A 15773-nucleotide genomic window follows, 5' to 3' on the forward strand; every position below is an offset into this window, starting at 1 on the left:
GATTTTTGTTCTGTATGTTCGTGGTGTGAGGCCAAGAGCGGGATGACTCCTATTTAAAAAAATTGCTAAAGCGGATAAAGCGAGTATCTTGATGTTCGCAAAAACAATAAGGTACAAGGAGTTGCTCAACAATGACACCCGAGATTATATCCGTTTTAGCTGCTTTTGCACCTTTATTTACACGTCCTACCTGGAACAATATCAATACGCTTTTCATTGGTGCCATCCTTTGTCGAGGGGCAAGGCGTATTACGAGTATTTTACGTGTTATGGGCTTAAGCGAGGTTAAAAATTTCTCAAAATATCATCGTGTATTGAGTCGTACACAATGGAGTGGTTTAACTGCCAGCAAAATTTTATTTGGTCTTTTAATCACACTGCTTCCTGAATCATGGCCCAAGATTGTTGCTGTTGATGAAACACTGGAGCGCCGACGCGGAAAGAACATCAAAGCCAAAGGAGCATACCGTGATGCTGTTGCGTCCAGCCAATCACGGGTGGTTATTTGTTTTGGTTTGAAATGGGAATGCATGACCTTGATAGTACCGCTTCCTTGGTGTAAAAGACCATGGGCTTTGCCTTTTATGGTTATCCTTTCACCATCAAAAAAGTCAGATGAGGCCTCAGGAAAAAGACACAAAACATCGATAGACTGGACCATACAAATGGTGCGTTGTGTCAGCCGATGGTTGCACCGTACCCCTTGGATTTTGGTTGGTGATGGCGCCTATGCTTGTATGGCCCTTGCAAAAGTCTGTATAAAAAATGGTGCAACACTCATATCCAGAGTACGAATGGATGCGCAGTTATTTGAATTTCCTGAGGTCAAGCCAGCGGGAAAGCGTGGAAGAAATCAAATTAAAGGACAGCGTATCCGGCTCAAGGAATTACTAGTAGATACTAAGACATGGGATACACTTCAGGTAAAGTGGTATGGTGGTGAACAAAAAACTATTGAGTGCTTAACCTTTGAATGCCTATGGTATCATGCAGGCGTTCCACCAATAAGGCTACGCATAGTGCTTGTTAAAACACCCGATGGTAAGAATGAGGCGGAGACATTTTTCAGCACCAATACGGAAAATTCACCGACACAAATTATTGAGTGGTTTGTTTTACGCTGGAACATTGAAGTTACCTTTGAAGAAACCCGTGCCCACTTAGGCATTGAAACACAGCGTCAGTGGTCAGATAAGGCTATTGCAAGAACTACCCCTCTGCTTATGGGACTACTTTCGATATTGGTACTGGTTGCCATTAAAATGCATGAAACTAAAAAATTGTTAGTGCAAGAAACTACATCATGGTATGACAAAAAGGGCGAGCTCACCTTAGTCGACATTATTACAGCCATAAGAAGATCAATCTGGGTGAAGATGTATTTTTCAATGTCTAAAAATTACGAAAATAATACGGATTCTTTAAAAATAACCGAAAAAACTGCTAACTTATTGATTTATCAACTGGCTTTGGCTGCATAATTGGCTAAAGTCGAGATTATAAGATAAGATATAATATACTTTACGAAACAAGAATGTTGGAGTCATTAATATGCCAGGAAAAAATAAAGAAAAAATTTGCGCTCACCACAGAACTCCGCTATGCCGGATTAATAAGCCACAAAAAAACAGCAATGCCAAACAATCCTATGAGCGAATTGCTTGTGTATTTCAGGGAGGAGGGGCATTGGGTGCTTATCAAGTTGGCGCTTTTCGGGCAATTCATGAAAAAGGCTATCAACCAAATTATCTCGCTGGCGTTTCAATTGGGGCTATCAATAGCGCCATTATTGCCGGGAATCCAAGAAATACACAAATCGAAAAATTAATGACATTTTGGGAAACCATTATTCCCAAACTGTGGAGCGATCCCTTTATCGAGGATGATGTGCCTGATTTTGCACGTCATATACACAATCATTGGGGATCTTTACACGCCCTGACATATGGTCTGGAAGGGTTTTTTAAGCGCAGATCGCTTCCGCCTACTCCTCTTTCCCACGATACACCTGATAAATTAAGTTATTACGATACCAATTGTCTGCGTGGAACACTTGAAAATTTAATCGATTTTGATCGCATTAATGATAAAAAAGTTACGTTATGTCTTGGGGCCGTAAATGTTGTTTCTGGTGAAATGGATTTTTTTAATAACCAAAAGATAACGTTGACGCCAGATCACGTAATGGCAAGTGGTGCTTTACCTCCGGGCTTTCCTGCAGTTAAAATTGGCGATGATTATTATTGGGATGGCGGTATTTATGCCAACACCCCTTTAGTTACCGTGCTGGATGCTTTACCCGAACAGGATACTTTATGTTTTGTTGTGGATTGTTTCAGTCTTATGGGCAAGCTACCCAAAACCATGGATGAGTTGGAAGAAAGACAGAAAGATATCCGATACGCCAGTCATTCTCGTCGATTGACAAACGTTTATACCAGCCGTCAGAATTTACAAGCAGCCATTCAATATCTTGGCGAAAAATTAACGCCTGAAGCCAAGGCAGATCCCAAAGTGCAAAAAATTCTTGAGTTAGGACACAGCAAACATTTCAGCGTCGTTCATATTATTTATCGTGGCACTTCGTTTGCTCATTCATTTAAAGACTATAATTTTGCTCACTCAGCTGTTAATTACCGAATGAAGACTGGTTATCAGGACGCGATGGGAGTATTGAATAAACCTGATTGGGAGAGGAAGTCTGATAAAGCTTTAGCTTGTTCTATTTATGGAGTTCCCTCGGATTATTTTGAACAGCATTAGAGAGGCAAGATATCATGTATTGCGGATTAACTGATGAGTGCCCCCGTAATTGGGAAAGACCCAAATTTATTTGATTTATAATAATTAGATGATGATACGCTTGAAGAATTTTGCACGTTGCTTATATTCACAGTTGGCGGAGAGGCAGGGATTCGAACCCTGGGAAGGTTGCCCTTCAACGGTTTTCAAGACCGCCGCATTCGACCGCTCTGCCACCTCTCCGACAGGCAAGAATACTATCGTAAGCCCTGTGCTTTTGCAAATATTTTTTTTATTTTTATAAAGAAACCACGTATCCTGTCAGAATCGCCGGGTAAGTGTCTGCCACTGAGTCCGGATTAATCCGAGCCGCGCGCGTCAGCAAGCGGAATTCTTTAAAAATATTCAAAATACCTATTGACACGGTTTTTCTGTAAAACTGATGTTTTTCCATATCAAACGTAAGTCATGCAATATGCATGCCCTAAGATCCCCAAGATCACAATGTAGCCCCTTTCACTAATAAAACATCTCCCTCCTGAGGTCAGATTTTTTCTTAGCCCTTAGTGGCGTTAAAACTCGAAAAATGCGTTCAAAAAAAGTCATGTTATGATTGCCGTATCAGCATTAGTAACGCAGTGGTAGATGATGAAACGCCAAGAAATCAAACAAGTTTTAGATGAGTTAACAAAAGATATCGATAGTCTTGCCGACAAAAAGGCCGTGACTATCATTAAGGTATTGGTTAATTTGGTCGAAATGCTTGCCGAAGAAAATGCTTTGCTCAGAGAGGAAAACCAAGTATTACGTGATGAGATAAACCGCCTTAAGGGTGAACAGGGCAAACCTAATATTCGCGGTCAATCCAAAGGTAGCAATGGCGATAATACAGGCAATTCCAATCATTCATCTGAAGGAGATCGCAATAAACGTGGTAAAGGGAACAATAAAAACACAGGCAAAGACAAAAAAAACGTACGTATTGATAGACGTGTTACGATTGCTCTGGACAAAGCAACGCTGCCAGATGACGCCAAGTTCAAGGGTTTTGAGATTCGAATCATCCAGGATCTAAAAATCATCACGGATAATGTTGAATTCAAGCTGGAAACGTATTACTCACCATCTTTGAAAAAAACCTTTATTGCGCCGATTCCTGGCGAATATAAGGGCAGTGAATTTGGTCCTGGGGTTAAAGCGCTGGTCATCACATTATACCGTGATGCAGGGATGACGGAGAGCGCCATTGAGCGCTTTTTAAAAACATGTGGTATTCAAATATCACATGGTAAAATTGCTTCCATGCTGACAGAAGGCAATGATATTTTTCATCAGGAAAAAGAAGATATTGTCGATGCCGGTAGCAACGCAGGCTTGTACCAGCAGATGGATGACACAGGCAGTCGTGTTAACGGCAAAAATCACTACACCCATGTTTTATGTAATGACTTTTTTACAGCATACTTCACTCGTCGTAAAAAAGATCGCTTGACCTTATTGGAGTTGCTGTGTCGAGACCAATTAAAGTTTATGTTTAATCAGGAGGCTTATGAGTTAATGGATGAGTTTGGTCTCGCAAAAAAATGGTTGGATCAAATTAAACCAATGCTGCATGCACAACCCCTCACACGTGAATCAATCGATAGTTTGATGGGAACACTTTTTCCAAATCCAAAAAAACACAGCACGAATCGACGCATAATTCTTGAGTCAGCAGCTCTTGCCTATTATCAGCACTCGAAATACTTCATCCATTATTTAATGACAGATGATGCGCCTCAGTTTAATAAATTGGCCCTACATCATGCGCTGTGCTGGATCCATGAAGGTCGTCATTATAAAAAACTCACTCCATTCTCAGATATGAATCAGAATATATTGGCTGTATTTCTTGAGCAATTATGGGATTTCTACCATGCATTATTGACTTACAAGACGGCTCCATCTCAATCAATGGCCCAACAACTATCAATGCAATTTGATACTTTGTTCGCAACCACGACAGGCTATGATGTTTTAGATCAACGCATTGCAAAGACACGTGCTAAAAAACAAGCGTTATTATTGGTGTTAGACCATCCATTTCTGCCATTGCACAACAATGCCTCTGAATTAGGGACACGGTTTCAAGCAAGGATACGCGACATCAATCTCCAAACGGTCTCCCAAAATGGCACCAAATCAAAGGATACGTTTGCCACGATTGTACAGACGGCCAGAAAACTGAAAGTTAACGTTTATCAGTATATTTACGATAGGGTGACTAAAAAATTTGAAATGCCATCATTGGCTGAATTAATCTTACTTAAAGTGCGGCAGGTTCCATGCACCACATAAGCATCTCGAGATAATTCCGCTTGCTGACGCGCGCGGCTCGGATTAGTCCGGGCTCAGTGGCAGACACTTACCCGGCGATTCTGACAGGATACGAAACCACTTATAAACCACCAGGAATTTTGACTACACTAATTTTTTGTAAAAACGATTCCCGTTAAAATTGCAGAATATATTTATCGTAGTTTCGTTTATAAGCAGGGCTTTTTTGATACTGAAGCAATGCATTATTTATTGCATTTAACAATTCACGAGCTCCGGAATTAACTGCAATCCCTACTCCGTTACCATAAAGAAAGGAGGGACCTATTGCATAGAATTTACCTGAGGAATTGGCTTCCCAATAGATTGCTGTTGGATTATCAACCAAAACAAAATCCACTTTATCCTGGCCCAGGCTTTCCACCAAAAGCTCATCAGATTGGTATTCTTTAATGATAGGATTTTTAATTCCCATTGCATTAATCTGCTCTTCAAAAATAGTGCCTGTAGCTACACCGATTTTTTTATTTTTTAATAATTCCAAACTAAAAGTGGGTTTTACTCCCTTAGCCGGGTATTTAGTTAAAAAACGCGAATAGCTTAATAAATAGGGATTACTGAAACTAACTCGTTTAGAGCGTTCAGGTGTAATTGTAATGTAACTTACAGCAGCATCGATGTTTCTATTTTCAACTGCTGATAATAATTCCGAGAATTGCATTGTGCGAAAATCACAAGTACGGTTCATTATTTTACATAGACTGGTCATCATATCTATATCAAATCCATAACTTTCGTTGTTTGTTCCTTGCATGGCAAAAGGGGGCAGAAATCCGTCAACTCCAACTTTCAATGGAGTATTTAGGGTATTAACCTGTGCATTTAAAATGGGAATGGCGCACATCAAGGCAATTAGTATTCGTTGGATGAAATTCATTTAATCTTCATGATATATATAGTGATACTTTTTAGTATAACAAAAAAAGTCTCAATCACAACGAAGATGTTTTATTTTAGATTTTTGAAATTTCTTAAGTGGATCAAAATACTAGTGATTAGTTATTTAAATTTAAGAATAAGGTTAAGATTGTTCGCAAATTAGCTGGTCCTAGGTATAATGTCCCAATTTTCGTGTCCCTGTTGCCCTGATGCAACAGATACAATTTAAAGGTGTTGGTTATGAAACGAGTTCAGATGCTATTCTTGTTAGGTTTTATTATTGCTTTATCTTCCTGTTCAAAATGGGGAAAAGATGATGAGGACAGTAACCCCTATAAAGGAATGACCGCAAAACAACTTTACGTGGAGTCTCAAAAGGCTCTAAAGAAAGAAGAATATGCTACTGCTGCAAAAAAACTTGAAGCCATTGAATCAATGTATCCATTCAGTGATTATACAGAAAGCTCACAAATGGAATTGATTTATGCTTATTACAAAAACGAGGATTATCCTTCTGCCGCAGCCACTGCGGAGCGTTTTATCCATCTCTATCCGCGGGCAAAGAACGTGGATTATGCCTATTACATGAGAGGATTAGCTAACTTCCAGCAAACTCGAGGCGTCTTTGCCAAGATCCTGCCTTTAGATGAGTCATGGCGTGATCCTGGCACACAAACCCAAGCCTACATGGATTTTTCAATTTTGATTCAAAAATTCCCTAACAGTAAATATAAGGCAAATGCGTTACAGCGGATGATTTACTTGCGTAATATGTTCGCTCAGCATGAACTCAATGTTTCTTTGTTTTACTTTAAACGTAGGATGTATGTAGCTGCCATTGAAAGAGCAGGCCACTTGGTCAAGAACTATCCTCAGGCACCTAGTACTCAACAAGCATTAACTGTAATGTATGAGGCGAATAAGGCACTAGGCCTTAACAAAGCCGCTGAGGACGCGATGAGAGTATATCAAGCTACCTACCATACATCCAAAATGCCACGACTAACCTACACTAAAGGATAGTCGCAGCCAATTACAGACAAAAAGTGAGGCTGTAGCCAGGGATTTGATAGAATCTTCCTGGTTACGGCTATTTATTCAACCCGGCCCCAATTGATACTATTAATCTGAGAGGGGTTTAAATTAATGCCCTCAGTAATAGCCAGATTCTGCCAGAGTCCATTTGTTAAGCTGGACATGCTTCCTTGATAATTTCCTTAACAGGTGTGTCTGATTGAGTTGGACTTACTAAAACCGCTAACAAATCATTGGTTAGCTCTCTGAGTTCGCCTGCAAGCAACGTCAAAGCAGCATCTTCTCGTTGATACTCTTCATCAAGCTTTCCGAGTTCATTAAAGTCATCAATTAGAAACTCAAGGCTTTTCAATTTCTTAAAGGTGAAGTCATGGGTTAGGGTAAATTGGATTCGTTCTTTCCAAATAATGGAAATTTCGGCAGTAGCCATTCCTTGCGCTAATAAGGTTAAAATCTCTTCAGCCGGTAGTTCATATCCTTTACACAGTACCCGTTTTTTTTCATCATCAAGAGAAAAAAGAAGACACTCTGAGGCTAATTGAAAATCTGCAGGAAGTGTTTCTGGAGAATGTATCCATTCTGCAAAACGTATCGCAAGATTTTCCGTATGGGTTAGCGGCTCTATGGTGATACCTGCAACTGATTTTCTTAACAGAGACGTAAGTTGAGATGCCTGGGTATTACTCGATGTGTTGATGATTAAGCGTTTACTCACATTATCCAGAATCGCTGGAAGTCTTTTTTGGACACAGAAAGATTTTGGTAATAACTCAAATTCAAGATCTTCGGCAAGTTGTGCTTTTTCAGTACGTTTTACGGTACGTCCATGCTGCATTTCAATCATTTGAATTTTCTCTGCCAGCATCTTATTAATGACGCCACGAGGAAGTATACGCTCCTCTTTCCCCATACAAATAAGCGAACTTCCAGCCACTTCATGAACCAGTTCATCTGCAAAGGCAGGGAGCCAGCCATAAATAAAACGGGCGTGAGGTGGGCATGGCTTAAGCGTTTCTTCAGATAATGAGGCGTTCAAATCACACGCTTCATCCAGATCATATTGATATATAAGTGCATTATTAAACCACATATTTTGTCCTTTGAGTAAAATTGGAATGTTAACATGAATTAATTTTTGCTGCGAAGAGTATCCCTTGGTTTTAGCTGCTTGAATGAGGAAGCCCGTATCGAAGTCTCGCTAATCAACCATAAATAAGAGTGTTTTCGTTAGATATAGGCTCGGATTTAGTAATCATAAGATACAGTAAGTACCTATGGCTATAGTTCTATTGTAGGGCAATTTATAGAATTCAATATTTAAATTCGCAGAGTAGTTACGCATTAGAAAGGCAAAGAGCTTTTCCTGATAGAAGAAAGCAAGGGACCTCTTGGATTTTGACGCCATAACATTAGGTATTTCTACCATGTATGTTGCATGATCGACATTTATTTTAAAAGGGAGAAGGTTTTTCTTACTGGCTTTCTCCAGAGCCCAAGGGATGGAAATAGTTTCCATGAAGCCATAATGGATGGTGAGCTTACAAATTCGTTCATCCAGACATGATATTTCATAACGCTGGCTGAAATGAACATGAGGAATATTATCTACGATATAACTTACAATTAAGACATGCTCAGGGACTGAGCGGCTTAGTTTGAGGAAGTGGAGAAAACTGCCGCCACTGTTATCATAAACATCTGTTATAAAAATTGCAGTAACCCCGGGGAGTTGATTGAGGCTTTTGTATTGTAATTGTTTTAGTATTTTGTAAATATCTTCTTTATTCAAGTAGAAATTTTTTCTTAAATATTCAAGCCCATATTTCCAGGTATACATAACAAAGGCTATGAATAAGGCAAAAACTACTGGCACCCAGCCTCCAGTCAGAAATTTATGAGCATTTGCACCCAAAAAGGCCAAATCTATCACTATGAATAAGCCAAATACTAATCCTACTTTAAATTTCGACCAATACCAGATAGCTAGTGCTGTATAGGCAACCATGGCATCCACCATCAACATATCAAAATTTACAGCTATTCCATAGGCATGAGCCAGTCTATCTGATGTTTGGAAAAACAAAGCAAAGAATAATGTGCCAATAAAAAGAATCAAATTAATTTGAGGCACATAAATTTGTCCTGAACGATCTCTGGAAGTTTGTATTATGGGTATTCTGGGGCAAAGGCTAAGGAGAACAGCTTGTTTAGTTAGGGAAAAAGTGGCTGTAATTACGGCCTGGGATGCAATGATGGTTGCAATGGTAGCTATTAAAATTAAAGGCAGATAAAACCAGGGAGGAGCAATCATATAGAATGGATTCTCAATGGCTTCTGGATTATGTAATAAATTTACCCCCTGACCAAAATAGCTCAACAATAGGCAAGGAAGAACCAAGATAAACCAGCTGGTTCTGATTGGACGTTTACCAAAATGCCCAATGTCTGCAAACAAGGCTTCCCCGCCTGTCATAACAAGAAAAACACCCCCCAACAATAAATAACCATTTAAACCGGCATTATATAAAAAAGTAAAACCGTAGTAGGGATTTATGGCTTTCAGGATTATCGGATCCTGGATAATCTGTATTAAGCCAAGAGTTGCTATAGTAAAAAACCAAATTAATATTAAAGGACCGAATAGATAACCTATACTGGAGGTGCCTTTGGCCTGAAGGGAAAACAACGAAATAAAGATAAGGCATGCTGTTGGGAGAATATAAGGGGTAAATGTACTCGAAAGAGTACTAATTCCCTCTACAGCACTAATGACCGAGATGGCTGGAGTCAGCATCCCATCTCCCAATAAAAGCCCAGCTCCAAATATAGCGATAATATAAAATAATGGTTGGTATTTAGTATTCTTATGTTTCATTAAAGCCAAGAGAGCAAGAATTCCTCCCTCACCCTCATTATCTGCTCGAAAAATTATCATTAAATATTTAAAAGAAATAACAATAATTAAACACCAAAAAATCAGGGACAGAACGCCCAGTACATTTGCATAGTTAATAGGAAGGTTGTTGAGAGTTACCTTTAAGGCATACAAAGGGCTGGTCCCGATGTCACCATAGACAACACCTAAGGCACCAAGCGTGAGCCCGTATGAGAATTTATTTTTTTCCATAGCGTTACAGCCCCTTGTTAATTACCAGTAAGCATTGAGCGCTAATACATAAGTGCGAAAATGCGAGGTATTTTTCCCTGAAACGGGGAACCAGACTCCGCCAATGAGACCTACATTCGCATTGAAATTATATTCTAATGCAGGAGCTAAGGTTCTGGCAGAATAATCATTCCCACGAATATTTACAGGGGCTCCAATATTACCAATATCTAAAATACCATTAAAAACTGTTGACTGACCTCTAGAAATAGTTCCTTCCATTACCGCAACCCAATTTTGGGTAAGAGTGAATTCAAAAGCCAAATCGGCATCATATTCACCGCCACGCGCTATGCGGCCATTAGTATTTATCGTTCCTCCATAGCTGTTTAATCCATGAACTTTAACAGGAGATGCATGGAGGTAGCTAAGGATAAGACGTGTACGTAAATAATGGGATTGAATAACCTCTAATAAATACTGCAGGTCTAGACCAACCAGAGTCTGATAACTTCCAAGTCCAGTAGAGTCTGTGCCCAGGAATGCAGGATTGAGGTTCTCGTATTTGCCGGTAGGGAAAGTTTGCTGGAGCAGGATACGTACATCAGCACGCTTCGGTGAGCCATTTTGTTCCACTAGTTGAAATCCGAGTGCTGTTGTTATATCAGTCAGTCTGTTGTAACTCACTCCTCGTGTGGAGTTAAAGGTATAGGGTAAAGTTAGCTGGACATCTAACCAATCATTGAAGCCATGAGTCATGACAGGGTTGGTAACAAAGCTTCGAAACAATGGGGTATGGATTATGGTTCCTGAATCATTATACCGACCATCGGTAGAAACATGTAAACTATAAAATTCAACGTTAGTGTGGCCTTTGGGTATAGTATGTCCTGCAGGAGCAAGTATGGGACCGGTAAACCAAGGTCCGGTAAATCCAGGGTTACTAAAAGTGCAGATAAAAATAAAAATGCCCACTGTTTTTATAAATTGTTGCATGTTTGCCCTAACTCCCATTGCAGGTCTATCGACTGATAGTGTAGATTAGCCGACTTTTAGTCTTTGGGAAATAGAAAATGAAAGCGAAAGTTTATTTACATGCCACAAAGGAAAAAACGGTTTTAAGGGGTCATCCCTGGATTTTCCCCAAAGCTATTGCTCGCCATTCGGGTAAATTGGTTACAGGGCAGCTGGTTGATATTCTTACTGCCGAGGGAGAGTGTGTAGGGGTAGGTGCTTATAATGAGCATTCATTATACAGAATAAGAGTATTGGCGCTTGCAAACGAAGCAATTGACATCAGCAACTATTCGTCACTGATAACGCATCGTTTACAACAGGCAAAAAAGGTAAGAGAGTGCTTAACTTTACCAAATAAAAATACTACTGCTTACCGATTATTTAATAGTGAATCAGATGGCCTTTCCGGATTAACCGTTGATCGGTTTAATCAATTTTGTGTTGTTGCCAGCTCAGCCTATTGGGTCGAGTTGAATAGGGAGATAATCACTCGGGCTCTTCAAGAATTACTGCCTGACAATCAAGTTATTTGGATAGCCCAAAGCAGGCCTCTAGGTCAAGACGGTTGGAAGGCGATTGAGATTCCTGCAGTGCAGAAATCCGCCGAGGTTTTGGAAGAGGGTATAATCTATCAAGTTGAGTTCGCCCATGCGCAAAAAACGGGCTTGTTTCTTGATCAAAGAGAAAACCACAGTCGCATAGCCAACCTGGCAACGGGTAAGAAAGTTTTGGATCTGTATACTTATACCGGTGGGTTTGCATTGCATGCCGCCAAGGCAGGAGCTATGCAAGTAACTGCGATAGATAGTTCTGATCAAGCCATTGCTCAAGCAAAAAATAATGCCACATTAAATAATCTAACAAATATTAATTTTATAGAGGCTGATGCGCGTGATTATTTAGCACAGGCAGGAGATTATGATATTGTAGTACTCGACCCACCCAAATTAGTGCCTTCACAAAAACATTTGCAACGGGCTAAAAATTATTATCGTTTTCTACATCGCGAAGTATTTAAACACATGAAATCTGGTACGTTATTAATGACTTGTAATTGTTCTTCCGCTCTTTCAGCCTCTGAATTTGCTTCATTGGTTAGTGGGCAGGCTGCGGCTGTGGGAAAACAGGCACGGATTGTAGGGATTTATGGACCTGCCAGCTGCCATCCTACATTGGCTTCATTTCCTGAAGGTAACTACCTTACTGCAATTTTATTAGCAGTAGTATGATGTCAAATAGCATCTAAACCTTGAAGCTTGCAGTTGTAGCCATCGCAGTCCCGTATTGCTATTCTGATACGGGCATGTTGGTAACTGAGGTTGATACAGCCCATGTTTGGCTCAGTTTTACTGCCAGAATAACTCATGCAGCGGTTCATCAGGTCCCTCCCTGTATTAAGCAAATGCTAACCTCTTACAGCAGGAGTGTAAAAAACCAGTTTCAGCCCAATCAATGGAAATAGACAAGACAGGAACTGGTCAACTATTGATTAAATTGCTCTTTGTTAGTATAATGCGCGAACTAATTTTTTAATGTAAATAGGATTTGTGATAACAATTCTAAACCTGCAAATAGAGAGAAATATTTTGAATATCAAGCCTATCGTCCTTTGTGTGCTTCTATTTATTTTTCCCACCTGTTTTTATCCTGCAGAACCTGGCTTAAGAGAAAAAATTGGGCAGATGTTGATTATTGGTTTTAACGGTAAAGTGATTGATGAGCGATCTGCTATAGCGACTTCGATAGATAAAGATAATATTGGTGGCGTAATCTTGTTTGATTTCAATCAGCAATCCCAAACATTTGACAAAAATATAGAAAGCCCCGAGCAAGTTAAAAAATTAAATCAAAAATTACAACGCGTGACTCAAAATGCTAATAAATTGCATCAACGTCCTAACTTACCTTTACTAATCTCAGTTGATTATGAGGGCGGAAGAGTCAACAGATTACATCAAAGATATGGTTTTCCAGAAATCTCCTCCCCTCAACAAATAGGACAAAGGTCTTTGGATGAGGCGGATAATTGGGCTAACCTCATGGCCAAAATCTTGCGCTCATCGGGTTTCAATGTGGATTTTTTCCCAAGTTTAGATGTTGATGTCAACCCTGAAAATCCAATCATAGGCAAATTGGAACGCAGTTTTTCATCTGTACCCGACGATGTAACGCGATATGCTCAATTATACTCACGCCAGTTTCTTACTAATCAGATACAGTGTTCTTATAAACATTTTCCTGGGCACGGCAGTTCTATTGCTGACTCACATTTAGGCTTTGTTGACATTACTGATACCTGGACCGATCAAGAATTAGTCCCCTTTTTACAGTCGTTATCTCAACCTCATCATTGCAATATGATTATGGTCGCACATGTTGTCAACAAGAAATTGGATGTTACTGGAGTTCCAGCTACTTTGTCTCAAAGCATTATTACTGGCTTGCTACGTCATGATTTGCAATTTGATGGGGTAGTTATTACCGATGACATGCAGATGAAAGCAATAGCTAACTATTATGGCTTGGCAAATGCTCTAACTATGTCAATTAATGCTGGTGTGGATATGCTGATTTTTGGAAATCAGTTGGTCGATAAATTTCAGGACCCTAAAGAGCTCATTGACATTATCGAACAAAAAGTTCGTTCAGGGGAAATTCCGGAACAAAGAATTAACGAATCATATCACCGCATTATTCAGATGAAGCAATCATTGGGTAATTTATAAAAAAATTCTGAAAAGTATTCCGAATCAATCGAGTTTGAACCTCGCATTAATAGACCGATATCTCTTCTCAAATGCATCCTGATCTACTTTAAACACAGGGTGTTTATTTCTCGATGGGTTCAAGTATAATTCTCTAATTAATTTTTTCCCAAGCATAAAATGAAAAACACACAAGATATATTTAGATTTCTTGGGCAGTTACCGCAACAAATGGGGATTGAAATGGCACCTCATTTACCAACCCCTGAATTGATAAGCATTTCTATGACATCAAAAGGGCACAGGGCTTTCTTTAAGCCTGTATTGGAAGAGCGTAAGGTGTTACAAAAATTCCTATATCATACGGTGCGTGGAGAACATGATGCTGTTAAAGAAATGTTAAGTAATGATATAAGTTTAATTTTTAAAAGGGGCCAAGTGACAGATTGCTCCGGACGAACCTTTGATAACATCAGTGCTTTTGAATTTGTGCTTTGGGCTCTTGATAAACCTATGTGGACGATGATGCTCAATTGCCTTCCTATAACTGAAGATGGAAAAAAAGTGATTGTAAAGCTGCTCTGTCAATATGACAAAGTCAGCACAGAAGGAGTAACTTATGTGCTTAATGGAAAAACTGTAACCGAAACCCATTTTGATTTTAAAAATACCATTATTAAGGAGTTGCAATCGCAAGTTGATTCGATAGCCGCACAGGGGGATAAGAATTTTGCTGCCATTGATAAACAGTGGAGAGAAGGGGTTGGTGGTGCGCAAAGGCTTTTACCTATGCATGCCGTTTATGAATACTGCTCGCACGATCCTTTTCATCCCGTGTCAAAATTTACCGGGCAACCCAAATCATCAGGGCAGTTTTATAATTCTGAAACTCGTCAGTATGAAAATTGGTTCGTAGTTGATTCTAGGTTAGGTGTCGATTTTGCAATCTATAAATACCGAGCCAAACATACCCGGTCGCGAATCGAGGCACCGTTGTTTAGCTTTCGCAGTGATTTAAGCGACTTAAGGGCGTTATCTAAGGCGAGTATAAATGGCTTTATCAATCTCAAATTTCAATTGGAAAAACAGATGGCTTTGGATAGTCATCCCGGCTTTTTAAGCTTTGACTGAATTTATATAGTAGATAAAATTTTCAAATGAGTGTTCTCTTTCTGAGCTAACAGTTCCCCATGTTTTGGTTTGACAAGCAACTTGCTGCAGCTTTCACCCAATGACATTTTAAAAACTAAGTATGAATTGACCTGTCCCTGTCTTGTAAACACTGCAATACATCATAAAAATTTAACTCACAGGCTTTAAAAAGGACTAATAAGTGAAAAATTAAATCGGCACTTTCATTAATTAATTCTTCTTTGTTATTGCTTGCTGCTGCGATAACAGTTTCTACGGCTTCTTCCCCTACTTTTTGGGCGCATCGGTGAACTCCCGACTCTAGAAGCTTCACTGTATAACTGATCTCATTACTCGTTTCTGCCCGTTCATTAATTAAATCAATTAATGCATCCAGAAAACCAAGTGTACTGTAAAAAGGCGGTTGATAGCAGCTGTTGTATCCTAAATGACATGCAGCTCCTTTAGGTATCACTTGAATTAAAAGACTGTCATTGTCGCAATCAACACTGATATGCTGTAATGCCATGCTATTCCCTGATGATTCTCCTTTGCGCCATAGTCTTTTTCGACTACGGCTGTATAAAGTCAGCTGACCAGAAGTTAATGTAGCAATTAATGACTCCTGGTTCATATAACCTAACATGAGTACTTTGCCATTTTCTGCATTTTGGATAATGGCGGGCAGTAAGCCGTTCATTTTTTGCCAATCCAGAGAGTTAATTTCTAAGTCACTCATAATCTTACCTCTATTTTTTGTTCTTTAAGGGTCAGTTTAGCTT

12 protein-coding genes and 1 tRNA gene are annotated in these 15773 nt (G+C 39.5%); 7 read left to right on the plus strand and 6 right to left on the minus strand.

Features of this window, described 5'->3' with window-relative positions; translation table 11 throughout:
* Nucleotides 1–131: 131 nt before the first annotated feature.
* Together HRS36_RS07405 and HRS36_RS07410 are read left to right on the plus strand one after the other, a co-directional pair.
* Entirely contained in the window at nucleotides 132–1481 is a 1350-nt protein-coding gene (locus HRS36_RS07405) for an IS701 family transposase (protein ID WP_173235460.1), read from the plus strand.
* A 205-nt stretch (nucleotides 1482–1686) separates the two neighbouring features.
* Nucleotides 1687–2763 (plus strand): patatin-like phospholipase family protein, encoded by a 1077-nt coding sequence (locus HRS36_RS07410; RefSeq protein WP_267313942.1) that lies wholly within the window; start codon nucleotides 1687–1689, stop codon nucleotides 2761–2763.
* A gap of 134 nt (nucleotides 2764–2897) precedes the next feature.
* Here the strand turns inward: HRS36_RS07410 and HRS36_RS07415 are convergent.
* Nucleotides 2898–2985: transfer RNA gene (locus HRS36_RS07415), tRNA-Ser, on the minus strand.
* A gap of 402 nt (nucleotides 2986–3387) precedes the next feature.
* Between HRS36_RS07415 and HRS36_RS07420 the strand changes: the two genes are divergently transcribed.
* Nucleotides 3388–5079 (plus strand): IS66 family transposase, encoded by a 1692-nt coding sequence (locus HRS36_RS07420; protein WP_173235423.1) that lies wholly within the window; start codon nucleotides 3388–3390, stop codon nucleotides 5077–5079.
* Nucleotides 5080–5233: 154 nt separating this feature from the next.
* Here HRS36_RS07420 and HRS36_RS07425 read toward each other — a convergent pair whose 3' ends face one another.
* Entirely contained in the window at nucleotides 5234–5995 is a 762-nt protein-coding gene (locus HRS36_RS07425; RefSeq protein ID WP_173236808.1) for a transporter substrate-binding domain-containing protein, read from the minus strand.
* A 242-nt stretch (nucleotides 5996–6237) separates the two neighbouring features.
* On the opposite strand from HRS36_RS07425, the gene HRS36_RS07430 reads away from it, so the two are divergent.
* A complete protein-coding gene (locus HRS36_RS07430) occupies nucleotides 6238–7020 on the plus strand; it encodes an outer membrane protein assembly factor BamD (RefSeq protein ID WP_173236809.1) in 783 nt (260 codons plus the stop codon).
* 163 nt (nucleotides 7021–7183) lie between these two features.
* On the opposite strand, the gene HRS36_RS07435 is transcribed toward HRS36_RS07430, so the two are convergent.
* The 3 genes from HRS36_RS07435 to HRS36_RS07445 all read right to left on the minus strand — a co-directional run bounded on the left by HRS36_RS07435 (nucleotide 7184) and on the right by HRS36_RS07445 (nucleotide 11134).
* Complete coding sequence (locus tag HRS36_RS07435) at nucleotides 7184–8122, minus strand: recombination-associated protein RdgC (protein ID WP_173236810.1); 939 nt, start codon at nucleotides 8120–8122, stop codon at nucleotides 7184–7186.
* Nucleotides 8123–8284: 162 nt separating this feature from the next.
* Nucleotides 8285–10159, minus strand: a complete 1875-nt coding sequence (locus tag HRS36_RS07440) for a potassium transporter Kup (protein ID WP_173236811.1) — start codon at nucleotides 10157–10159, stop codon at nucleotides 8285–8287.
* 21 nt (nucleotides 10160–10180) lie between these two features.
* Entirely contained in the window at nucleotides 10181–11134 is a 954-nt protein-coding gene (locus tag HRS36_RS07445; protein WP_173236812.1) for a hypothetical protein, read from the minus strand.
* Nucleotides 11135–11211: 77 nt separating this feature from the next.
* Here HRS36_RS07445 and HRS36_RS07450 point away from each other — a divergent pair, with 77 nt between their 5' ends.
* The 3 genes from HRS36_RS07450 (at nucleotide 11212) to HRS36_RS07460 (ending at nucleotide 14991) form a co-directional block, all read left to right on the plus strand.
* Nucleotides 11212–12384 carry a class I SAM-dependent rRNA methyltransferase gene (locus HRS36_RS07450; RefSeq protein ID WP_173236813.1) on the plus strand — a complete coding sequence of 391 codons (1173 nt, stop codon included), beginning with the start codon at nucleotides 11212–11214 and terminating at the stop codon, nucleotides 12382–12384.
* 357 nt (nucleotides 12385–12741) lie between these two features.
* Entirely contained in the window at nucleotides 12742–13881 is a 1140-nt protein-coding gene (locus HRS36_RS07455) for a glycoside hydrolase family 3 protein (protein ID WP_226905605.1), read from the plus strand.
* A gap of 159 nt (nucleotides 13882–14040) precedes the next feature.
* Nucleotides 14041–14991 carry an F-box protein gene (locus HRS36_RS07460; protein WP_173236814.1) on the plus strand — a complete coding sequence of 317 codons (951 nt, stop codon included), beginning with the start codon at nucleotides 14041–14043 and terminating at the stop codon, nucleotides 14989–14991.
* A gap of 115 nt (nucleotides 14992–15106) precedes the next feature.
* Here the strand turns inward: HRS36_RS07460 and hisIE are convergent, their stop codons facing one another.
* Complete coding sequence (gene hisIE / locus HRS36_RS07465; RefSeq protein ID WP_173236815.1) at nucleotides 15107–15730, minus strand: bifunctional phosphoribosyl-AMP cyclohydrolase/phosphoribosyl-ATP diphosphatase HisIE; 624 nt, start codon at nucleotides 15728–15730, stop codon at nucleotides 15107–15109.
* Between the last annotated feature and the right edge of the window lie 43 nt (nucleotides 15731–15773).

The sequence above is a fragment of the Legionella antarctica genome, from assembly GCF_011764505.1.
GTDB lineage: Bacteria > Pseudomonadota > Gammaproteobacteria > Legionellales > Legionellaceae > Legionella > Legionella antarctica.